General features: G+C 48.2%; 22 protein-coding genes. 6 read left to right on the top strand and 16 right to left on the bottom strand.

Translation table 11 applies throughout. From position 1 onward, the window contains the following. The first annotated feature begins 91 nt into the window (after positions 1-91). The gene (locus tag A3849_RS21475) at positions 92-1,024 is read left to right on the top strand and encodes a Gfo/Idh/MocA family protein (protein ID WP_074113254.1); all 933 of its coding nucleotides are present in this window, start codon (positions 92-94) and stop codon (positions 1,022-1,024) included. Positions 1,025-1,377: 353 nt separating this feature from the next. Then, a complete protein-coding gene (locus A3849_RS21470) occupies positions 1,378-1,776 on the top strand; it encodes a hypothetical protein (protein ID WP_256700849.1) in 399 nt (132 codons plus the stop codon). A gap of 163 nt (positions 1,777-1,939) precedes the next feature. On the opposite strand, the gene A3849_RS21465 is transcribed toward A3849_RS21470, so the two are convergent. Together A3849_RS21465 and A3849_RS21460 are read right to left on the bottom strand one after the other, a co-directional pair. After that, positions 1,940-2,779 (bottom strand): hypothetical protein, encoded by an 840-nt coding sequence (locus A3849_RS21465; protein ID WP_074113253.1) that lies wholly within the window; start codon positions 2,777-2,779, stop codon positions 1,940-1,942. A 293-nt stretch (positions 2,780-3,072) separates the two neighbouring features. Continuing rightward, entirely contained in the window at positions 3,073-3,582 is a 510-nt protein-coding gene (locus A3849_RS21460; RefSeq protein WP_074113252.1) for a GNAT family N-acetyltransferase, read from the bottom strand. A gap of 182 nt (positions 3,583-3,764) precedes the next feature. Between A3849_RS21460 and xerS the strand changes: the two genes are divergently transcribed. Then, positions 3,765-4,847 (top strand): tyrosine recombinase XerS, encoded by a 1,083-nt coding sequence (gene xerS, locus A3849_RS21455; RefSeq protein WP_074113251.1) that lies wholly within the window; start codon positions 3,765-3,767, stop codon positions 4,845-4,847. A gap of 32 nt (positions 4,848-4,879) precedes the next feature. Next, positions 4,880-5,710, top strand: coding sequence for a pentapeptide repeat-containing protein (locus A3849_RS21450; RefSeq protein WP_083613616.1), 831 nt, complete (start codon positions 4,880-4,882; stop codon positions 5,708-5,710). Positions 5,711-5,845: 135 nt separating this feature from the next. Here the strand turns inward: A3849_RS21450 and mobB are convergent, their stop codons facing one another. From mobB to A3849_RS21405, 9 genes are all read right to left on the bottom strand, one after another. Beyond that, the gene (mobB, locus tag A3849_RS21445) at positions 5,846-6,415 is read right to left on the bottom strand and encodes a molybdopterin-guanine dinucleotide biosynthesis protein B (RefSeq protein ID WP_074113250.1); all 570 of its coding nucleotides are present in this window, start codon (positions 6,413-6,415) and stop codon (positions 5,846-5,848) included. A gap of 37 nt (positions 6,416-6,452) precedes the next feature. Continuing rightward, positions 6,453-7,736, bottom strand: coding sequence for a molybdopterin molybdotransferase MoeA (locus A3849_RS21440; RefSeq protein ID WP_074113249.1), 1,284 nt, complete (start codon positions 7,734-7,736; stop codon positions 6,453-6,455). 206 nt (positions 7,737-7,942) lie between these two features. Then, complete coding sequence (locus A3849_RS21435; protein ID WP_074113248.1) at positions 7,943-8,446, bottom strand: DUF4178 domain-containing protein; 504 nt, start codon at positions 8,444-8,446, stop codon at positions 7,943-7,945. A gap of 57 nt (positions 8,447-8,503) precedes the next feature. Continuing rightward, the gene (locus A3849_RS21430; protein WP_074113247.1) at positions 8,504-8,914 is read right to left on the bottom strand and encodes a DUF350 domain-containing protein; all 411 of its coding nucleotides are present in this window, start codon (positions 8,912-8,914) and stop codon (positions 8,504-8,506) included. A gap of 126 nt (positions 8,915-9,040) precedes the next feature. After that, entirely contained in the window at positions 9,041-9,712 is a 672-nt protein-coding gene (locus A3849_RS21425; RefSeq protein ID WP_074084504.1) for a PspA/IM30 family protein, read from the bottom strand. Between the two features lie 62 nt (positions 9,713-9,774). Further along, positions 9,775-10,122: a prenylated flavin chaperone LpdD gene (lpdD, locus tag A3849_RS21420; RefSeq protein ID WP_074113246.1), complete on the bottom strand. Its 348-nt coding sequence runs from the start codon at positions 10,120-10,122 to the stop codon at positions 9,775-9,777. Positions 10,123-10,209: 87 nt separating this feature from the next. Continuing rightward, on the bottom strand, positions 10,210-11,142 hold the full coding sequence (locus A3849_RS21415) for a dihydroorotate dehydrogenase (protein WP_074113245.1): 933 nt from the start codon (positions 11,140-11,142) through the stop codon (positions 10,210-10,212). Beyond that, entirely contained in the window at positions 11,135-11,839 is a 705-nt protein-coding gene (locus A3849_RS21410; RefSeq protein WP_074113244.1) for a dihydroorotate dehydrogenase electron transfer subunit, read from the bottom strand. Before A3849_RS21410 ends, A3849_RS21415 begins: the two co-directional genes overlap by 8 nt. Before the next feature lie 87 nt (positions 11,840-11,926). Then, the gene (locus tag A3849_RS21405; RefSeq protein ID WP_074113243.1) at positions 11,927-12,967 is read right to left on the bottom strand and encodes an NADH:flavin oxidoreductase/NADH oxidase; all 1,041 of its coding nucleotides are present in this window, start codon (positions 12,965-12,967) and stop codon (positions 11,927-11,929) included. A 209-nt stretch (positions 12,968-13,176) separates the two neighbouring features. On the opposite strand from A3849_RS21405, the gene A3849_RS21400 reads away from it, so the two are divergent. Beyond that, positions 13,177-14,058: a polysaccharide deacetylase family protein gene (locus A3849_RS21400; RefSeq protein ID WP_074113242.1), complete on the top strand. Its 882-nt coding sequence runs from the start codon at positions 13,177-13,179 to the stop codon at positions 14,056-14,058. 103 nt (positions 14,059-14,161) lie between these two features. On the opposite strand, the gene A3849_RS21395 is transcribed toward A3849_RS21400, so the two are convergent. Continuing rightward, complete coding sequence (locus A3849_RS21395) at positions 14,162-14,830, bottom strand: 3D domain-containing protein (RefSeq protein ID WP_074113241.1); 669 nt, start codon at positions 14,828-14,830, stop codon at positions 14,162-14,164. Between the two features lie 365 nt (positions 14,831-15,195). On the opposite strand from A3849_RS21395, the gene ppk1 reads away from it, so the two are divergent. After that, positions 15,196-17,316, top strand: coding sequence for a polyphosphate kinase 1 (ppk1, locus tag A3849_RS21390; protein WP_074113240.1), 2,121 nt, complete (start codon positions 15,196-15,198; stop codon positions 17,314-17,316). On the opposite strand, the gene A3849_RS21385 is transcribed toward ppk1, so the two are convergent. From A3849_RS21385 to A3849_RS21370, 4 genes are all read right to left on the bottom strand, one after another. Continuing rightward, positions 17,264-18,793, bottom strand: coding sequence for a Ppx/GppA phosphatase family protein (locus A3849_RS21385; RefSeq protein WP_074113239.1), 1,530 nt, complete (start codon positions 18,791-18,793; stop codon positions 17,264-17,266). The genes ppk1 and A3849_RS21385 overlap by 53 nt on opposite strands. Before the next feature lie 117 nt (positions 18,794-18,910). After that, positions 18,911-19,633: an amino acid ABC transporter ATP-binding protein gene (locus tag A3849_RS21380; protein WP_074113238.1), complete on the bottom strand. Its 723-nt coding sequence runs from the start codon at positions 19,631-19,633 to the stop codon at positions 18,911-18,913. Then, positions 19,620-20,279 (bottom strand): amino acid ABC transporter permease, encoded by a 660-nt coding sequence (locus A3849_RS21375; RefSeq protein ID WP_074113237.1) that lies wholly within the window; start codon positions 20,277-20,279, stop codon positions 19,620-19,622. The genes A3849_RS21380 and A3849_RS21375 overlap by 14 nt, the downstream gene beginning before the upstream one ends. A 142-nt stretch (positions 20,280-20,421) precedes the next feature. Next, positions 20,422-21,240, bottom strand: a complete 819-nt coding sequence (locus A3849_RS21370) for a transporter substrate-binding domain-containing protein (protein ID WP_074113236.1) — start codon at positions 21,238-21,240, stop codon at positions 20,422-20,424. Positions 21,241-21,519 lie beyond the last annotated feature (279 nt).

The raw sequence follows: 21,519 nt of genomic DNA, 5'->3' as shown, positions 1-21,519 counted from the left end.
TTAAGATTTGCCGCTCTCGCACTATTCTTGCCACTCTGATGTCAACAATATAAGTGTATGCTGAATGTATCAGAGAGAGGAGCTGCTGTAAATGAATATTGGCATACTGGGAACTGGCTTTGGAGCTTATCATGCAAGCCTGCTGGTAAAAATGAAAGGTATCAACCGGGTTGTTATCTTTGGCAGGAATGAAACCAAGCTTCATCAGCTGAAGGAAGAACTGGGGGTTGAAATCACTAACTCCATCAACGAAATCCTATCGGATGCTACGCTGGATGTAATTGATATCTGCCTCCCTTCCAGCCTACACGCTGAATATGCTATTGAGGGACTGAAGGCTGGAAAACATGTGTTTTGCGAAACACCGGTATGTCTCAGCTGCGAAGATGCTGCGGCTATGCTGCAGGCGGAGAAAATCTATGGAAAACGGATCATGGTCAACCAGTTTATCAAATTTGATCATGCGTATTCCTATTTGTACGAGGCAGTGCAGAGCGGGAAATATGGGAAGCTGCTTCACATATCTTTGAAAAGAGAAACTGCACCGTTATGGGGCGACCTTGGTTTAAGTAAAATTGCTACCCATCTGATGATTCACGAACTGGATATGGTATGCTGGCTGCTGGATAACCCTCCACTCACCTCTGTATGGGGAAGCAGCGGACAAGACGGGCAGGCGCTGGTTCATGCGGTTTTTGGTACACCAGCGGTTTCAGCAGAGATCTTAGTCACCTCACAAATGCCTGCTTCGTATCCGTTCACTGTTGGCTATGAAGCCTATTTTGAACAAGCCAAGCTTGAATTTCATGAAATAGATTATCCGGAAGGCAAGATGGATTCCACACTGTATGAGTATGGAGTTTCCGGGAAACAGGAGCTTGTACTGGAACAGAGTAATCCCTATGAGAAAAGCCTGTGCTATGCACTCCAATGTTTCCAGGACGGATCAGCGTCGATGATCTCGCTCAAGGAAGCTGGGCGTGCTGTGGAAACTGCATTTGAGATTACACGCAAATTAACTTGAGATTACAGAACAAATAAGGAAACCAGGCACCCCCACCCTTTTTCTGTTTTTTTGTATTGCTGGAGCGTCTATTGTTGTGTTTAGGCGATGTGTGGTGGGAGGAGTTGCCGGGTTTGCTTTTCTATTGTGAATTTTTCATATGATGAAATAAGGGGGTTAGTCATCCAAAATCTTAATAATTCGGCTTGTCGATTACATTACCGTTGGTTAAAGTTTACGTATTTAATGTTATGTAAAGTATTATATATTTTATCCGCAAAAGTATCCTCCTCACTCCTATTTCCAGCGTGCCACTGACTTCACGACCTCTTTTTTGCTATAATAAGGAAAATAGTGATAGGGAGGGATCTCATTTGAAAGATGACGAAAAATTAGATGCAACCTATGTGGAATTCACGGGCAAGCCAGTTCCTAATAGGACTGGTCTTCCCCACTCCCGGTACAGGAAAGAACCCGAAGATATATTCTGGCATACCGAAACGATGAGTGTAGACAGCTTTCATGAAGCGCATGAATGGATAATGAGCGGACCTTACAACGAGATTGGATACCTCTACAGCGGCTATATAACAACAAATTGGATGCTGGCCCATGTTCTTGTATATGAACGGACTTGGCGGAATACAATTTCTGATCCTCAATTTCTGGTGTACACAAATTATGATTATACCCCTGAAGGCATACTTTACAAAGTTTGGGTTACTCCCGTATCAACAGTCGGTGTACAAGAAGTAAGACCTGAAGAGTCCTAAAGAATTATAGATAAATACTGAATAACGCAACCTTATTATAGTTAACATATTTATTATTATGTAACCTTACTGTATAGGAATGGCTCCTTCGGCTTTGACTTCATAAAAATAGGAAAAAGGCATACCGCACTAATACGGTACGCCCTCCTCTTCATTCCACTCTTCAATCGATATTCGCGACCTTCCACTCCCCTTGCTTGTTTCGCAGTAATGAGATTGTATAGCTCTTGTCGGCCTGATAGCCTTCATCCGTCATAAACTGATAGCTAACATTGAAATTTGCCCTCTGCGTACCTTCTGCAGGGATACCCTCATAGGTCATCTCTGTAAAACGGTAAGATGTCGAGTTATTGATGAAGAAGTTGAGGTAGTCTCCGGTTTCCGGTGAGTACATAGTGCTCATAAACTTCTTTTTGTCATGTGTAACTATGGCCTGGAGACAGATCATGACCTCATTCAGCATCTGTCTGTTCTCTTTGCCCCCTCCAACATTAGGCTCCTGAATAAAAACTCCGGCAACCAGTGGTGTCCGTTTCTTCATGTATTGAACTTCTCTCAGGATATCTATGAACAGGGGCAGGAGCTCTTCCCGCTGCTCTGGTATGGTTCGGATTTCAGCTTGATAGACTTGCTCTTTGGCTCGGATTCTGAATACATCTACCCTGCTGTTTCCATCGGAATAGCCGCCCTGATATTCCTTATATTGAAGCAGGGCAGCAGCACCATCGGCTATTTCAGGTTTGTGTGCACCTGCCGGAGCAGAATCATCTGTCTGAAATTTGCGAAAAGAGATCCAGTTCGCCTTATCGCTTGTCCCCCATGCTGTTCTGCCGTTCCTCTCAAAACGGATCAAGTTCTCCGGCATAAATACCGCTAGCGGCAAATTCAGATCACTGGAATAATCGGCCTTCAGCTCCGTGCCTCCAGTCATATAGGCCCTTCCGCTTCCGTCATATTCAGGCACTCCGTCTTTGATCAATGCGACTGATTTTGCTGCAGGCAAAGAAGTTGCCTCAGCGGTAGGCACAGTAGTTGCAGATGCAGAGGGAGCGGAACTTACTTGTGATGGATTTGCTTTTGACTCCTGAGTCTGAGAATTTGAATGACTGCTACAGCCTGAACTTATCGTAGCTATAACAGATACACAGCCTATCCAGAAGATTTTTGGGATGCTGGACATGAACAATCACCTCAATATCCAGACGCTGGAAATCCCTACAAGTTGCACAGTAACGAACTATTTTGCCGCTTTATGCTCACTGAATGAGTTGTATATTCGATCCTTTTTTTGTTATTTTATTTATTCACTCTATTAATACTTAATGTACTGAAATATTGACTGGGATTCCCCTGCTTGGAATTAAAACGTTCTTTGAATTCACCGCCAGTGTAGGAACCGATGACCCGGTGCCAGAAATTGCGTGCGGGAGTATTGGCGCGAATCTGCGATACCTTCCAGTCACCAGGGAACATATCGAACAACCGGTGTGCGGCCCATGTGCCTACTCCGCTGCGGCGGTATTTTTGCATCACAAAAAACTCTGTCATGTAAAATTGCCCCTCCGAACTGCGGAGCAGCCTGTCCACTAAGGCGAAGCCGGCAATCTTGTCGTCCACCGTAAATAAATAGGCGAATTTATTGTTACCGCTATTCCAGTAAGCCTCCAGGCCGGGATATGGCGGGAACATGCCGTCACGGTCCACCTCAAGCTCCAGATAGCGGGTAAAGTCATATAGATAAAACTGCATCAGTCTGCTGATGGTGTGGCGCTGCTCTTTGGGAACCAGCTCGATTCCAAGTTCCATGGGGTCACCTCTGAGATTCACTTTTATTACACATTCTATAACTTTGTCCCTTCAGGAGCAAGGCAGCCTCCGTATAAGAGCTGTGAATTCCGGCTAAAAGCCATGAAACATGATAAAATAGGAAGAAACCAGATAGACTAGTCCGCTGAATAATCAGCACCCTTAAGGCAGGTGAAAAAGTTTTGAGCATCCAAAAAAACACTGACCGCATACATCTCGACCAAAAAGTGGTTCACATGCCCTGGTTTGTGCAGCAGTTCATTGACTACAAACGACCAGATCTCTCGCCCTCTACCCTGCTGGAGTACATCCGCGATTATGAATCGTTCTTCGGCTGGCTTTGTGGGGAGGGACTTACCCAGGCCGCGAGCCTCTCAGAGATTACATTGCTGGATCTGGAGACGCTGCATATGGACAGTATCGTCGGTTACCGCATGCATCTGACAACACGTGCAGAGGGTATGAATTCCAAAGTTACCGTCTCGCGTAAGCTGTCTGCCCTTCGTTCACTATTCCATTATTTAAGCCAGATCGCCGAGGACGAGAACTTTTATCCTTTGCTCAAACGCAATGTGATGGCCAAGGTTGAGATCAAGCGTATTCACAAACCTAAAGATACCGCCGCTAAGCTCAAAGGCAAGATTCTGGAAGACGAAGAACTGCTGGAGTTCGTAGGGTATATTTATGAAGGGTATGGGCGCGATATTGAAGCAAATAAACAAGCCTATTATTCGTTTCAGCTCAACCGTGAACGCGATGCCTGTATCGCCAGCCTTATTCTCAACTCCGGCCTCCGTGTCTCAGAAGTGGTCAACCTCAATGTGGATGATCTGGATGTGAACAACAAGCTGCTGTATGTCTACCGTAAGGGTCACAATGATGAAACATTCAAGACTCCGGTCTACTTCCGGGAGCAAGCCAAAGATGATCTCTCCCTCTATCTAACACTGCGCCAGTCCCGTTACAAGACGCCCAAGAAAGAAAAGGCGTTGTTCATTGCTCTGCCTAATGGAAGTCATGAAGGCAAACGGATGACCAAGCGTGCAATCCAGGAGATGATTATTAAATACGCCAAACGGTTCGGCAAGCCGTACTTGACTGTGCACAAGCTGCGCCACTCATTTGCCACGGACTATTATCTGCAAAATGATATCTACAAAACGAAGGAACAGCTCGGACACGCCTCAACGGAAACAACCGAAGTCTATGCCCATCTTACAGACAAAACGATGTCTGAAGCGATTGAGCGGCGTCTGGAGAGCTGAATACCCATCTGCGGAGGGAGTTATTGTCTCAAATGTTTCATCATATGAATTTACAATCCAACTGTGAAGAGTGCTTCGGCCTTTGCTGTGCCGCATTGCCCTTTGCCGCATCAACAGATTTTGCGATTAACAAAAATGCGGGCCAGCCTTGTCCCAATCTTCGGGATAACTTCCGCTGTGGAATTCATACCGGGTTGAGAGCCCAAGGATTCAAAGGTTGTACAGTATACGAATGCTTCGGTGCAGGGCCCAAGGTGTCCCATTACACCTTTGCCGGCAGGGACTGGCGGGCGGCACCGGAATCAGCGGCTCTAATGTTCGAGGTCTTCCCGGTAGTGCGACATCTTCATGAGCTGATGTACTATCTGACCCAAGCACTTGAGTTACCGGCCTCGGGGCCGATCCACAGCCAGCTCCATGCCGCACTTGAGCAGACTACGCGGATGACTCTACTGCCTGCTGAGGCACTGCTGCAGGTGGACGTGCCTACTCACCGAGCAGAAATTAACGAGTTGCTGCTGCGGACAAGCGATTTGGCACGTGATGCCGCTAGGCGTCAACTGAAGAATGTCCCCAAACGACCCAAAAACTATGGTAGAGGTGCCGACCTGATCGGGGCAAAGCTCAAAAAATCCGAACTGCGCTGTGTCAGCCTGCGTGGTGCTTATCTGATTGCGGCAGACCTTAGCGGTGCTGACCTGAGGGGAGCCGATTTGATTGGCGTTGATTTTCGCGACGCGAATCTCTGCGGGGCAGATCTCACAGATACCCTCTTCCTGACCCAATCCCAGCTCAATGCGGCAAAGGGCGATGCGTTAACCAAGCTTCCTGACGCACTTGCACGTCCTGAACATTGGGCTTGATTGTAAACGGGATGCAAAACAGCGGCCTCGAGCTCCTCTTTTTGGGGAACCGGGCCGCTGTTCTTTGTGACAGAGATCTGTAAGGCGTAACTAATCCTGGAGCTGCAGCACTATATGTCATCTATTATGAATTTTTCATATATTGAAATTTTGAAAATAAGACCGTTGCTGCCACATAAAGCTGGCTATTTCTGTCTTGTCGTTAATATCAAATCGGCGAATAGCCGAATTTTTCAGCAGAGAAGGATGATCTTGAATCGAATTCCAAGTGACCACTCCAATAATATGGCTTGTCCCGCTAAGTATATTAAGGTCCTCTTCCCTGCGGATCAGTACGAATTTAGGATATCGTTCCTGCTTGAATCCCTCCACCAGCACAAAATCATAGTCCGCAAAGGATACGATCAGTTGATCCAGGCTGGTTCCCCGTTCCTGAATGACAGATGTTCGCCCCCCGCTTGTAATGGCAACCGCTGAAGCTCCAGCCTGCCGCTGCTTCCAGGTATCCGTTCCCTCATGATCTATCTCAAATTCATGACCGTCATGTTTGATTACCGCAACAGAACAGCCTCTCTGCCGCAAGAGTGGAATCAAGTCGCAGATCAGGGTCGTTTTACCGCTATCTTTGTATCCGACAATCTGACACACAGCAGGGCTGCTTGTATTCTTCGAGCACTTTAGCGATTGCTGTCTACGCCTCCTCATTTCAACTGCCTCCCACCTTTTATCATCCAGCCAGACTCTATAAAACCCGAATTTCCCCGGGCAGCTTAAGCACTTTCACGGAATCCCCTGCAGACAGGCCCCGTTCTTCCGGTGGAACTACAATTAAACAGTCACTGTCCTTAATCGTTACCATGACAGACGATTCGTCTATGTTCGCCGGAAAAGCGTAAAGGCGGCCCTCTTGGATCTCCAGACGGGAACGGACAAACCGGGTGTAGTTGTTCACTTTGGAATATTCTGCTCCTAGCACTGCTGTCCATTCCGGCAGAAAGGGCTGAACGGATCCCTGCATTTGTAGGATAATAGGCCGAGCGAATAAATGAAATCCAACAAAGCAGGCTCCTGGATTACCTGACAGTGCCAGCAAGAGCGTACCTCCACGCACGGCAGCCGTTGTCACACTTCCGGGACGCATGGTTACCTTATTAAACAGCATGTCACCGCTGTTCTCGCGGATCAAATCTCCCATGATGTCATAATCCCCGACAGATACTCCTCCGGTGGTAATCACCAGATCGTAGCTCTCGAGTGCCATCTGCACCTTGCTTCGTGCCAGTTCAATATCATCCACTATTGCGCCAAGCATCACCGGGTCTCCGCCGCTCTCCCGGACCAGTGACTCCAGCATTGGCGAATTGCTGTTGCGTATTTTACCTGAAACGAGCGGTTCATGCACTTCCAGCAGTTCGGTTCCAGTTGCGAATATACCTACCTTGGGTCTGCGGATCACCTTTACAAAGGGAATTCCAAAAGCGGCCAGAACCGCAATATCTCCGGCCTTAATCATCCTTCCTGCAGGAAGCACAAGCTCTCCTTCCCTCAGCTCAAAGCCACGCGGAGTGACGTTCCGGCCCGCCTTTTGCGGCTTGCGTATGCCTACCTGGAGGAGACCGTCTACGTCCCTGCTCTCCGTAGCTTCAAGCATCACTACCGTATCCGCTCCCTCCGGTACCTGAGCTCCTGTCATTATCCGGGCAGCTGTCCCCCGACGTATATCGACAGAAGGCACTGCTCCGCATGGAATGTTGTCCACAATGTCCAGCCAGACCAAGTTCCCTTCATCCATCTCTTCAGTATCGGCTGCAATAAGTGCATACCCGTCCATACCGGAACGGTTAAAGGCCGGAAACGGATGCGGCGCATAGACAGGTTCAGCCAAATAACGCCCTGGACTTTGATATAAAGGCACTTCTTCTGAATTAAGCACCTTCGCATATTCAATGACCCGTGACTGGGCTTCCTTAACCTGGAGCGCCTTACGATGAAATTTAGAATGTGTTGTTTCCTCTCTGCTGTTCATATACACCCAACCTCTTCTGTCCCATATTTTCATTGCCAGAACAAAGCCACCGCTATTCTAACCTATTTTAACATGACAACTGGTGATGCGATATTTGTTCCACTGTGTTACCCCACAAAAAAGATGCCCCCACAAAAAAAATGGAGGCATCTTGTCAGGATTCATAGGATAAAAGCTGGAAATTGATGATACACTTGTAATTGACATCAGGCACGGATAACCTTTACATCTCCCGGGATCACCTTTTCACCCTCGTATAGCATAAACCGTCCATTCTGCCATTCAACGCGGAGAAGACGTGATTCATCGGACTGGTACTGCCAGACATGCTGTTGACCGCCATTCATGTAAGGAGTTTGGCCTGACACTGACGCATATCCCTCATATTCCTCTTCCAGATAATAAGTATAATCGTCCAACTCTAAGGTTGCCGGGACCTCGGCAGGATCATCCAGACGCCCGTCAATCGGCTGATATAATGCATACTGGAGCTGCTCCCGTTCTTCAATATGCATATAGGCAATACGGCTGCCATCACGCAGTGTCAGAACCACAGCATTGCGGCCGCTGGTTTGTGTACGTCCTGTTACCTCATAGGTCACCAGCGATACCTCGCAAATATCTCCGGCAGACAGGTTCAACATGCTCTTGGGCACAGCCGGTGCCTCAGGTTTGGAGAAGATATTGCCAATACGTTTCCATATACTCAAATGAATCATTCCTTTTTAAAGGTTTTGTTCACACGCATGATTTTGAATATCCAAACTTCAGCCCTTGATAAAGGCCGCTATAATCAATGCACCTGTCACATGCAGCGAGCCTGCCAATACACCATAGCCTATTTTGCCCAGCATTGTACCATGATCCAGGTCGAGTTTTGCCCAGCGGAACAAAAGAAGTCTTACTATCTTTTCCATGAAGAATAACAGAACAAAGGAAACTATAGAGACCACCAGTGCATCTCCCAAACTGTTCGTAGAGGCAATGGAGGACGAGAGAATATAACCTTGTGCCAGCAGCTTAAGCACAAACCGCATGGTAACCGCCATATTTCCTGCCCGGATCTCTTCCAAATCGTTATATCGGGTAAAGAGCGAATCCACGTACATCAGCACACACAGCAGTATCGAGCCGCACAGCGTCCATACTACCATGGACACCAGAGTGTGGAAATCCATTGTTTAGCCTCCGATGTTCAGTTTGCCTGCCCTGACGGGCAGCATAGAGAAGGCGAAGGAGAAACGTCTTTCTGTCTCCCCTTCGCCTGTGGACACGAGCCTTATATTGCGGCTTCTGCCAATATGTTATTGTTGTTTGTCGTACTGCTTCATCAGCGCAGCCAATTCATCTTCAACCGCCTGATCCTTACCCAGCTTCTCGAATTCATCATCCAGCGATTTGTTGCCGGAGCTCATTTCGTTGCTGGCTTCTGCCTGGGCTTCCGCCTGCAGCATTTTGTCTTCCATGCGTTTCAGACCGGCTGAAGCAGAATCAGAGCTGAAGCCGCTCATGGCTTTGTTGATTTCGGTTTGGGCCTTAGCTGCATTATAGCGTGCAACCAGTGTCTCACGTTTGTTCTTCATCTGGGTAAGCTGTTTACGCATTTCCTCCAGCTTGCCCCGCAGATTATCCGCAGAGGCCTTGTTCTGATCGAAGCTCGCCTTGTATTCCACAAGCTTGGCTTCCGCAGCCTTCTTCTCTTCCAGGGCACGTCGCGCCAGGTCAGCATTGCCTGCCTGAGCAGCAGCATGTGCCTGCTGATTGCGTTTGTTCACGAGCGCTTCCTGTTCTTCATAGAGCTGCTTGAATTTTTTCTCAATGGCAATTTGGGCCGCTACAGCTTTCTCAGCGTCTTCCAAATCCTCGGTCATGTCACGAATGTATTGGTCCGTCATCTTAACCGGATCTTCGGCTTTGTCGATAATCGCATTCACATTGGACATCGTTAAATCACGCAATCTTTTAAATATAGACATGGTTCATTCCTCCAAAATAAAAGTGAGTTGCTTATTTGTTATCTTTTACGCAGGAAGTGCCATTATCGTTTCAAATTTTGCCCAAATAAATATTGATCGACTTTAAAATTCACGATTTCCACAACACTTGCAATGCCTTCCCGGGTCAAATGGTCGTAGTGAATACCCATAACTACGGTAACCGTCCGTTGTAGAGCAGCAGCAACACGTAATGCAATCGACTCAGTGATCGTATGCTCCTTGTGATGAGGTACCGCTGAAGTAGTTACTTTAACTTCCCCCTCATCCATGTAAGCGGTACTGGCTGCGCCGATGTGACGGGCGCCCCCGGTAATCAGCAGCAGCAAATCACGGCCGACCTCAGTGGCAGACAATTCAATATCGCCTGGGTACAGCTCTGGAGAAGACATGAGTATCTCCCCTTTTCCATTATATTAACCATTGCTCACAAAGATATCTCAGGGAAGAGAAGACTTGATTCTCCATACTGAAATCATCTAGATGATGCCACGGATTTCATCCAGAGACGAAATGCTCTCCTCTATCATAAACTGCTGCAATTCTTCAACAAGCGTACTGCCTGCGCGCAAATTCATGAAGTTATACGTTCCAACCTGAATTACTGTTGCCCCGGCCATAATAAATTCGATAATGTCTGTAGCCGAAGTGATTCCGCCCATGCCGATTACCGGAATCGTTACCCGCTTCGCTACCTGGTGCACCATTCTCAGTGCCACCGGCTTGATCGCAGGCCCGGATAATCCGGCATATAAATTATTGAATACGCTACGGCGGCGGCGGACATCGATCTTCATTCCAGAGATGGTATTGATCAGCGAAATAGCATCTGCGCCTTCCTCCTGGCACATTTCAGCCATTTCAGCGATATCCTCGGCATTCGGAGACAGTTTCACAGCAAGCGGCAGCTTGGTTGCGGCTCTCACGGCACGGACTACCTCCTGTGCAGCAGGAGTTTTGACACCAAATGCGATCCCGCCTTCCTTAACGTTAGGGCAGGAGATATTCAGCTCAATCATATCCACGGCAGGTCTGCCAGCAGCGCTTCGCGCATCGGCGTCTCGCTGAATCAGCTCCGCACCCAGCACATAATCAGGCAGTGTGTTGCCTCCCAGGTTCACCAAACGGGCAGTATCCAGCGTTTCCCAATAAGGAAGTTCTTTGGCGAGAAATGCTTCAACACCCGGATTCTCCAGTCCGACACTGTTCAGCATGCCCGAAGCCGTTTCAAATACACGGACACCAGGATTACCGGCCTTGGCATGAAGTGTAAGACCTTTGCCTGAGATGCCCCCCAGCAGCGATACATCATAGAGCTTGCTATATTCACGGCCAAACCCGAAAGTTCCGGAAGCCATAATGATCGGATTCTTAAAGTGGACACCTGCTATATTGGCTGTCAGATTAATCATTGAAGATCACCTCATCCGCGAGGAATACCGGTCCGTCAGCACAAGCCTTGCGCTGACCGTCACGGCAGGAGACACTGCATACAAGACAGGCGCCAATTCCGCAAGCCATACGGTTCTCTAAGGATAAATACACATTAGGTCTCTTGCCAGCCGCTTCTGCAGCTATGCCTTTCAGCTGAGCAGCTTTGAGCATCGGATGAGGTCCGCAGACAAATATATGGTCATAGCTTGTAAAATCAACGCTATCAAGCACTAAACCCCCAACATTAACTGTCAGTTCGGCAGCCAGAGGACGAAATGCTTCTGTACGGAACGCTTCCCGGCTGAAGCCCAGATAAATATCACTGCCAGGAAGCTCTTGGGCACAGTAATACAGAGGCGCGATCCCAATTCCACCGCCTACCAGAGCAACCTTTCCTTCAACCGCAGGAAATCCGGTGCCAAAAGGCCCTTCGAGCTCAACAGAATCTCCGGGTTCCAGCCCAGCCAGTATTTTCGTTCCCTCACCCACCACATGATACAAAAAATCCACACCATCTTCGTTTACTTGATGTATGCTCAGCGGTCTGGACAGCAAGGGATAGGCTCCCCATGCCCGCAACATGTAGAATTGCCCCATCGTTCCACCGTGATCCCCCTCAACCCGAAGGTGATACACTCCATCCGCCAGCCGTTCGTTACTAATCACCGTAGCCAAGTTATCAAGCTCCTTCAAATTTAATCTTAATAACCATGCCTTAGAAGGAACTTAAAATCTGTGATAAAGTTCACATTCATAAGCAGTCTATTTCCGCTTCCAAACTCCTCGTTCATATGGCTTAGGCACATTAGCCTTTTCAACACCGCCAAGAGCTTCCTCGGCGTGCAGCGCCCAATACGGGTCACTTAACATCCCCCTGCCTACAGCAACAAGCTCTACCTTTTCTTCAGTAACAATGGACTGCGCCTCTTCATAGGATTCAAGCCGTCCTACTGCAATTACAGGGATCTGGAGTCCGCTGCGGATATACTCTGCCAGATCAACCTGGTAGGCCGGTCCTGCATTGGGTCCACCATTTGATCCAATCGGTCCTTCACCGCCCGAGGATACATGGAACATATCCACTCCAGCTGCCTTGTAGCGCCGGCAAAATTCAAGAGCGTAGGTTTCATCATAACCGCCTTCTACATATTCCCTGGCGGAGACCCGCATAATCAGCGGCATTTCAGCTGGGAGTACTTCCCGCACCGCTCTAGTCACCTGTTCCCCGAACAGCATTGGGTCTGTACCATATTCATCATCTCTGACATTAGTGAGCGGAGAGTGGAACTGGTGAATGAGATAACCGTGTGCACCATGAAGTTCTACGGTATCAAATCCAGCATCCACGGCCCGCCGTGCACCTTCACGGTAGGCTGCAATCAGTTCAACGATTCCTTCTTTTGTGAGCGCCTGCGGTGTTTTGGAGTTGGCGTCGAACGGGATAGCTGATGGTGCAACGGGAGGATTGGCATCTAGCGCCTTTCGGCCAGCATGTCCTAACTGAACAGCTATTTTGGCGCCATGAACATGTACAGCTTCCGTAAGTCTCCGGTACGCTTCAATATGTTCATCGCTCCAGATTCCTGTATCTTGATTTGAAATCCGGCCATCCGGATGGATCCCCGTCATCTCCACAATAATGAATCCGGTGCCGCCGATGGCGCGGCTGACGTAATGAACGAAATGCCAATCATTTGGGGTACCATCCTGCTTGACTACAGCATATTGGCACATTGGGGGCATCACGATCCGATTTTTTAAGGTCAAAGCCTTCAACTCATAAGGAGCAAATAAATCGGGCATCTCCATTCCTTCCTTTCCGCAATTCACGTATTCAATTTCAGGTTATTCTCCAATTTAGTATACACGTATTTTCTGTGCCGATAAATCATAATCAGAAGCTTGATGATCCAGAATAATTCAGTCTGATAAAGGGGATAACAAGATAAGCAGAATCATTTCCCGGAGATTCCACTATTGTTGTCAAAAACATAAAAAGGAGGCATACCTTGATGAAAAGCCTGCAGATCAGCCGAAATCTGCTCATTTCAGTGATTGTCTGCTTCAGTCTGCTCAGCCCCGCTTCCGCCGGAGAGCTTGCAGCGGCCTTTCCTGAGTCTCCCGTCTTGTTGCCGCCACTGGATGGAAGTACGAGACCTGCAGAATCGCCCATCGAAGACCAGGCGATCCCCGCAGGCTCTTCGCGAACAGCGTCCCAATCCCAAAAACGGGCGGAAACCCTTACCCTCAGCCAGCTGCTTCGCAAATATCCTGAAACGATCAAGACCCAAGGGCCTCGGCGCAAGCACATCGCACTCACATTCGATGACGTTCCGGACCCCCGATTCACTCCACAAGTGCTTGACGTGCTGCGCAGGAATCATGTTCACGCTACTTTCTTTGTCGTGGGCAGCCGGGCAGAGAAACACCCTGAACTTGTGGCCCGGATGATTAAGGAAGGCCATGCCGTCGGCAATCATTCCTATAACCATCCGAAGTTTGGTGGAATCAGTGTAAATGCTTTTAGGACCCAGATTATCCGCACTGAAAATATCATCAATACGATGGCCGGCTATAAGCCGCGGCTGATCCGTCCTCCCTATGGAGACATCAGTGAACAGCAGCTAAAATGGGCCAAAGCCCATGGGTACAAGCTCGTGAACTGGAATGTAGACTCCCTGGACTGGAAGGGACTGCCGAAATCACAAGTACGGAATAATATCATTACCCACGCAGGTAAGGGCTCCATTATCTTGCAGCATGGCGGCGGAGGCCGGGGCAGCAATTTACTGGGAACAATTCAGGCTCTCCCCGAAGTGATCAGCATCATGCGCAAACGGGGTTATACCTTTGTGACCGTCCCGCAGATGCTCCAGGTCAGCAAAGAAAAGTAAGGAAGAACATGAATATTGATTAGCCCTGAATCTGCGGTTTTACAAAAAAGGAAACGAGGACTGCCGTGCTTCGGCATGCTTCGTTTCCTTTTGAGTCTTGAGTCTATTCAATTACAAACAGCTGCACATATTGGAAACCAAAATCTGCAACAAAGCTTTGACTGCCAGGGATAAAGATATCAATGCGGTTCCCTTTGATCGCACTTCCCATATCCGTTGCCGTAGCAAGAAATGCCTGTTTAGGCAACCCAGGATGAGAATAACCAGTTACCAATACCTGAGTTCCAAGCGGGATCACAGTTGGGTCCACAGCAATGGTACCCAGCTTCAGCGGATTGCCAAAATAGTCAACTGCACCCCATTTGCCATTCTCACTGGCAGCAGAGGAATAAGCAGTTGCTTTTACCTGAAGCACTTTGCCGTAGCTGTACTCCTTACCCCAGGCTTGAACTGTGTTGCTCTGGGGCTCTACACTTAAGAGTGACACTCCTGTTGATTCTTTAGCTGAAGGTTCTGCAGCCGCAACATTCTGTGCTTTGAGAATGCCAGGGATTGAGAGCCTAAGTCCGGGATAAATATTACTTGCCGGAATATTCGGATTGGCATCCATAATTTTATCCATGCTTATGCCATAATGATTGGATAGAGTATAATAGGTGGTAGTATCTCCTGCGATATGTATACTGTCTGCCTGGACGGGTGCGGCTTGTATCAGTGTGCTGATTCCTATGGCTGCAGCGAGTGCTGCAACGGCTCCAAATTTGATTTTCATGATTTCCTCCTTCATTAGTAGCGCAGTCAGACCCGGGGGAAAACCCTGTTCATGCTGCTTCAAAATAACTCCGGACGTATGTACGTATGCTTATGCCCTGGTGTTTGTAAAACTAACAGTTATTAATATATCACAATTTTGTAACCTATGCCTAAGAAATTGTTACCAATTTGACAGAACTGGAGTTTTGAAGCGTTATCATTTAACTTGAAATTAACATTCCTTTCATAAAGGCATTCGAAAATTCATTATTTTGTTGCATCTTCTGAACATTTTCGCGCAAATTTTACACAGATTTAACATTTCTCTCTTGAGCAAATAGTAGAATAATAGAAGACAAAGACATTGAAGCACTTGGAGGGTCTATGAACGTGAATGCAGAAGAGAAAAAGAACATCCATACCAGCCCAGCAACAGCATATCTGAACCGTGATCTTAGCTGGATTGAATTTAACCGGCGTGTCCTTCAGGAGGCACAGGATGCGGATAACCCTCTTATGGAGCGGGCCAAGTTCCTGGCGATTGTCTCCAGTAATCTGGATGAATTCATCAGTGTCCGTGTTGCGGGGATTCAGGATCAGATCCGGGCAGGCTATACAAAAAAAGACTTCACCGGATACACCCCCTCCGGCCTTTATAAGCGCCTAATCAAAAGGGTCACTAAAATTATTGCCGACCAATACAGAACATTCCGGGATATCTCCCGAAGTCTGCACAAAGAAGGTATCGTGTTTGTAAATTACGAGGACCTTACCCAGGCGCAGGAGCTCTCGATTGAACAATATTACCGGGACATTATTTTCCCTGTACTGACTCCGATGGCGGTTGATCAGAGCCGGCCATTCCCGCTCGTTCACAGCCAGTTTATCTATCTTGCGGTGGTGCTGACACGAAAGGGTAGTCTGGAAGAGGACCCTTATTTCGCAATTCTGCAGATCCCTTCCAATTTGCCCAGATGCATTCCGCTTCCCCACCGTTCCAACAGCAAAAAACGTCAGTTTGTATTTATTGAGGATGTAATCCGCCATCATATCCAGACTTTATTCAGCGGTTATGATCCCGTGGCCGTTAGTGAGTTCCGCTTAACGCGCAATTCCGACCTCACTATTGATGAAGAAGGTGCGGAAGACTTGCTGGAAGAGATTGAAAAGGAGCTGCGCAAACGGCGGAGAGGAGTTCCTGCCCGCCTAGAGGTGCAAAAAGGGATTCATCCCTATGCGCTGGAGCAGCTGCAGGCTGAATTCGAGCTTGAAGATTTCGTGTTTGAGGTTGAGGGGCCGCTGGATCTCGGTTTCCTGCGCGGTTTTGCAGGCAGTCTGAAGGGCTTCAGCTATCTCCATGATGCTCCTATCGAACCTCTCTATCCGGCTGAATTCGATGAGAACGAGGATTTCTTCGAGGTGCTACGGGAACGGGATGTACTAGTGTACCATCCATATGAATCGTTTGATGCAATGACGGACTTTATCATTCAGGCTTCAGAGGACGAGCAGGTCATGGCCATCAAAATGACGTTATACCGCGTCAGTGGCAACTCCCCACTGATTACAGCACTGGCCAACGCCGCGGAATCGGGCAAGCAGGTCACTGTAGTCGTGGAGCTAAAGGCCCGCTTCGATGAAGAGCGCAATATCGCCTGGGCACGCAAGCTTGAGCAATCGGGCTGTCATGTAGTATACGGTCTGGTTGGCCTCAAGACTCATGCCAAGGTTACGCTGATTGTCCGACAGGAAGGGCTTGAATTGCGCCGTTATGTACATGTCGGAACAGGCAACTACAATGACAGCACAGCCAAAGCTTATACTGACCTTAGCTTGTTCACTGCGAATAACGAGATCGGCCTGGATGCCTCTGAGCTGTTCAACCAGATGACAGGATATTCCGCCAATTATGACTGGAACTCCTTCATCGTTGCACCGACCAATATGAGTCTGTCGCTTCAAAAGCTGATCCTGCGTGAAGCCGAGCATGCCGCCGCCGGGCGTCCATCCCGGATCATCGCCAAAATGAACTCCCTCTCCAATCAGGAGGTTATCGATAATCTGTACAGCGCAGCACAGGCTGGTGTACCGATTGATCTGATTGTGCGCGGGGTGTGCTGCCTGCGTCCAGGGATTGAAGGGCTTAGTGAACGTATCACTGTACGCAGTATTGTGGACCGTTTCCTGGAACATTCCCGGATCTATTATTTCGAGAACGGCGGCAACCCTGAGGTCTACTTGTCCAGCGCCGACTGGATGACGCGGAATCTGACCCGGCGCATTGAATTGATGTGTCCCGTAAAAGACAGCCAAATCCGTAAACAGATTGTCAAGATTCTTGATATGACGCTTAAGGATAATGTGAAGTCCAGTTTCCTTCAGCCGAACGGATACTATGAGCGTGCAGACGACAAAAAGGCCCCGTTCCGGAGCCAGTTCGCCGCTATGGATGTTACCCGTTGGAAGGGAAGCCGAGTTTTACCTTCAGCCCCCAAACATTCCTGAACGTTTTGAGGGCATTCTCAATGTCCTCCAGACCGATCAGAAGCTCACCGGCACCCTGCAGCTCCAGATCAAGCGTATTGCCGTGGAGGCGGGCTTCTAGTCCGCTTACAATACCTATCTCGGTACTATCCAGCGCAATGCTTAGCTGTACGAGTGTGCCCAGCTTATGAATCCATTCTTCGTCGGAAGCCAGTAAAATGTCCTTGTGGATCTGGGACAATTTCTGCTTCCGGCTTTTTGTGCTGTAGGAGGCAATCAAAGCTCCCAGGATCAGCTGACGGTGGGTTAGTCCGCGGATCGGGGAGTTCATCAGCCAGTACCGCGTATGCCGCTTGGATTGATAATAGTTGATATTGGAGCCGGTCCGATGCAGCATGATTGACACGTAGATCAGCATCCGTTGCTCGTCCCGGTCCCCTTCCGTACCAAATGCGTCAAAGAGGCTGATTGCCAGCTTAAAGATGTGATCCAGATGCCGCTTCGATGTCCGGATATCAAACCGGATGATCGTATTGAGACTGAATTCCAGCGCACTCTCACGCACAGGCTGCTCCGGTTCAAGCAGGTCATGCAACATCCCTTCCCGCAGGCCCTCTCCACTGATTAATGCCTCACTGGCACCAATATACCGGTAAACCGTGTGAAAAATAATCAACCCCGAGACGATAATATCCCCACGGCTCTTGGACAACCCGTCCAAATCTTTGCGCTTCTCATACGGAATCGAAGGCAGTGTCTCCATAAAGTGATCTATGGTCTCAGTGGATAAGGTATAGCCGTGGGAATTGGGAAGGGAATAATCCCGCATCTTCTGGTCCAGCTTCCCCAGTGAGCGCAGAGTTCCGCCAAGACCGTAAAGTGGCAGTCCCGCCCCGCTGTTCAGCCAGTCATGCTCTACTAGTCTCCCTATCACATAGGCCTGAAGTTTACGTACTTGGTCTACATTCCAATTGCCACTATGGCTGAACATTAGATTTGTATTGACCGCACCGAACGGAAAAGAAATACTGTGCTGGTAACGTCGTCCCCGAAATAAGGTGATTTCCGTGCTTCCGCCACCGATATCTATTACAAAACCATCCTGAACATCAAAGGCATTAATAACGCCTAAAAATCCAAAGTAAGCCTCCTGGTGTCCGCTGATAACTTCAATATGAATCTCCGATGCCTCTGAAAGGTAGGAGATAATCTCTTCAGAATTTGCCGCATTGCGGATAGCCGCAGTGGCACCGGCCCGGATTTTATCGACCTCAAAGGCGCTGCAAATCTCCTTGAACTGGTGCAGAACAGGAACAATGGTATCCATGTCCTTCCGCTCGAGCCTGCCTTCCTTTGTAATCTTTTCACTCAGACGAGCGGAGTATTTGCACTCCTTGATGATTTTGTAGCCTCCTTCCAGCGTCGTATCATATATTACAAGACGAATAGAGTTGGAACCAATATCAATAATGCCAATCCGGCAAAGATCATCTCTCATCTGTATGTACTCCTTTTCAAGTTGATTGGCCATTTATGTATACTATATCACCCATTCCGCTTCGAACCAAAAACAAACGGCCGCCGGAGAATGGTTCCGGGGCCGTTCGGAGCTAAACTATAGGACTTTACTTAAGAAATCCTTCGTCCGGTCATGCTTAGGATTGCCGAAAACCTGCGACGGTTCGCCTTCTTCCACAATCACACCGCCGTCCATGAACAAGATACGGTCGCCTACTTCACGGGCAAAGCCCATTTCATGGGTAACGATTACCATCGTCATGCCATCTTCAGCCAGTTTCTTCATGACCTCCAGTACTTCACCGACCATTTCAGGATCAAGCGCCGAGGTAGGCTCATCGAACAACATTACATGCGGCTGCATGGCGAGAGCCCTTGCTATGGCGATCCGCTGCTTTTGTCCACCGGAAAGCTGAGACGGATAAGCATCCCTTTTATCTGCAAGGCCCACGGTGCGCAGCAGTTCAGTAGCAATTTTTTCCGCTTCGGATGCCTGCTGCTTTCTCACTTTCAACGGAGCCAGCATAATATTCTGCAGTACAGTTTTGTGTGGAAACAGGTTGAACTGTTGGAAAACCATGCCCATTTTTTCCCGTGTCACATTGATATCATGCTTCTTGTCTGTAATCGATTCACCTTCAAAGGTGATTTCTCCTCCTGTAGGCTGCTCCAGCAGATTCAGACAACGCAAAAAAGTGCTTTTGCCCGATCCGCTAGGGCCGATAACGACGACTACTTCTCCTTTTTGGATCTGCAGGTCAATGCCCTTCAGGATTTCCAGCTTGCCGAAGCTTTTTTGCAGGTTCTTAACGGTGATCACCTGTTCTTAGCCTCCTTTCCAATACACCCAGGATCTTAGATAACGTAAATGTCAGAATAAAGTACATTACAGCAATTACGAGCAAGGGATTTAGCCCTTCGTAGCTTATAGACGTAACGGATCTCGCTTCGAATAGCAGATCGGCTACCCCAATCATTGAAACGATAGAAGATTCCTTAATGATGGTGATGAATTCATTACCGATTGCAGGCAGTACATTCTTGATAGCCTGGGGCAAGACAATATAACGCATCGTCATCCCTTGCCGCATCCCAAGCGAACGTGCCGCTTCCACTTGTCCACGGTCCACCCCCTGTATCCCGGCACGGAATATCTCAGCCAGATATGCAGAGCTGTTAATAGTCAGTGTGATTGCCCCGGATTGAATCGGCGAAAACTCAATGCCGAATTCAGGAAGACCGTAATGGATTAAAAACAGCTGGACCAGCATTGGTGTTCCACGCAGGAATTCCACCCAGGCTGTCGCAATGAAACGCAGGATCCACCACTTGGACATGCGAAGCAAAGAAACTACAATGCCGAGCACAAATCCGAAGAATACCCCCAGCACAGCCAGCAGCAGCGTGTACTTCAAACCGGAAAGGAAAAAATTGCGGTACTCATAAGCAATATCGAATACATTCATTTTTGGCATAACCTCCTGTCTGCAAAAAAATAGAAAACAGCGGAGCACCGCCATTTTCATATCCACTCTTATTATTAAACCTTCCCCCGCAACATTCTGCAGGGGCGGCTAAAAACACATCTGCTAAAATTGGCCGGAAACCTTACTTCTCGGCAAGCTCACTGGCAGCAGCAACATACTCGTCGATCTTGCCATCGGCATTCAGGCGGGTCAGTGTAGCATTAATTTGCTTCAGCAGCTCATCGTTGCCTTTTTTCACACCAATTACATAACCGTCATCTGCAACCTCAGGTTTGGCATCTGTAATCGCCAGTCCTTTAACGTTCTTCACGAAAGCTTTGGCCACAGGTCCTTCCATAATGGAAGCATCAACACGGTTGGATTGGAGCTGGAGCACGATTTCGGAAATTTTCCCCAAGGAAGTCAGCTGAGCACCTTCAATGCCTTTGGCGATGTCTTCCTGGATGGATCCGGTCTGCACACCCAGTTTGATACCCTTCAGGGAATCCATGGTAGCAAACTTGTCTTTGTCGGCTTCCCGCACAACAACAGCCTGTTCTGCTTTATAGTAAATATCCGACAATCCTACCGCCTTCTCACGCTCCGGGGTTGGACTCAGTCCGGAAATAACCATATCCACTCTGCCGCTGGACAATTCATTGAGCAGGGAATCGAAGTTCAGGTCCTTGATGACGAGTTCAGCGCCCATATCCGCCGCAATATCTTTGGCAATGTCGATATCAAAACCCACAATGGTATCTTTGCCATCCACTACTTTATGGAACTCATATGGAGGAAAATCCGCACTGGTTCCCAAGGTAAGTGTCTTGGCAGCAGCTTTGGTACCTGTATTCGCACTGGTGTCCGTAGCTGCACTATTGTTTTTGTTATTGTTGCCGCAGCCGGTCATCAGACCTGCTACCAGCACCATTCCTAGTGAAAGTTTACCCCATTTGTTCATTCTGTATATCTCCCCTGTTCTCTTTAAGTTCTTAAATTCTCTAAGTTGTCCCATTGACCGATTTATTATAAATCACTACGCATGAATATGCAAAGACAAATTTGTGACAAAGCTTGCTATATACAGAAGGAAAATCAGGAGCACTGCTCAGTCCCCCCGCCATTTTGCACATGCTGTTAAAAGAAGTATATACTATGTACTATCTCCAATTACTCCCGGAATAACCGGGTTGGTTCATGCAGTCTCTACCGGTGGTATTAACTTCAGAGCCCACAAAAC

The sequence above is a fragment of the Paenibacillus sp. P46E genome, assembly GCF_001909095.1.
GTDB lineage: Bacteria > Bacillota > Bacilli > Paenibacillales > Paenibacillaceae > Paenibacillus_AQ > Paenibacillus_AQ helianthi.
The sequence above is the reverse complement of the archived record's forward strand: the minus strand, read 5'-3'. Positions and strand labels throughout refer to the sequence as shown.

What these genes read in the sequence shown, in the direction of transcription:
- A3849_RS21425 (WP_074084504.1), bottom strand. Translation starts at nt 9,712, where the DNA reads ATGTCTATATTTAAAAGATTGCGTGATTTAACGATGTCCAATGTGAAT.
- A3849_RS21450 (WP_083613616.1), top strand. Translation starts at nt 4,880, where the DNA reads ATGTTTCATCATATGAATTTACAATCCAACTGTGAAGAGTGCTTCGGC.
- A3849_RS21415 (WP_074113245.1), bottom strand. Translation starts at nt 11,142, where the DNA reads ATGATTAATCTGACAGCCAATATAGCAGGTGTCCACTTTAAGAATCCG.
- A3849_RS21370 (WP_074113236.1), bottom strand. Translation starts at nt 21,240, where the DNA reads ATGAACAAATGGGGTAAACTTTCACTAGGAATGGTGCTGGTAGCAGGT.
- A3849_RS21430 (WP_074113247.1), bottom strand. Translation starts at nt 8,914, where the DNA reads ATGGATTTCCACACTCTGGTGTCCATGGTAGTATGGACGCTGTGCGGC.
- A3849_RS21375 (WP_074113237.1), bottom strand. Translation starts at nt 20,279, where the DNA reads ATGAATGTATTCGATATTGCTTATGAGTACCGCAATTTTTTCCTTTCC.
- A3849_RS21385 (WP_074113239.1), bottom strand. Translation starts at nt 18,793, where the DNA reads ATGAGAGATGATCTTTGCCGGATTGGCATTATTGATATTGGTTCCAAC.
- A3849_RS21460 (WP_074113252.1), bottom strand. Translation starts at nt 3,582, where the DNA reads ATGGAACTTGGAATCGAGCTGGTTCCCAAAGAGCAGCGCCACACCATC.
- A3849_RS21440 (WP_074113249.1), bottom strand. Translation starts at nt 7,736, where the DNA reads ATGAACAGCAGAGAGGAAACAACACATTCTAAATTTCATCGTAAGGCG.
- lpdD (WP_074113246.1), bottom strand. Translation starts at nt 10,122, where the DNA reads ATGTCTTCTCCAGAGCTGTACCCAGGCGATATTGAATTGTCTGCCACT.
- A3849_RS21475 (WP_074113254.1), top strand. Translation starts at nt 92, where the DNA reads ATGAATATTGGCATACTGGGAACTGGCTTTGGAGCTTATCATGCAAGC.
- A3849_RS21395 (WP_074113241.1), bottom strand. Translation starts at nt 14,830, where the DNA reads ATGAAAATCAAATTTGGAGCCGTTGCAGCACTCGCTGCAGCCATAGGA.
- A3849_RS21400 (WP_074113242.1), top strand. Translation starts at nt 13,177, where the DNA reads ATGAAAAGCCTGCAGATCAGCCGAAATCTGCTCATTTCAGTGATTGTC.
- mobB (WP_074113250.1), bottom strand. Translation starts at nt 6,415, where the DNA reads ATGAGGAGGCGTAGACAGCAATCGCTAAAGTGCTCGAAGAATACAAGC.
- A3849_RS21405 (WP_074113243.1), bottom strand. Translation starts at nt 12,967, where the DNA reads ATGCCCGATTTATTTGCTCCTTATGAGTTGAAGGCTTTGACCTTAAAA.
- ppk1 (WP_074113240.1), top strand. Translation starts at nt 15,196, where the DNA reads ATGAACGTGAATGCAGAAGAGAAAAAGAACATCCATACCAGCCCAGCA.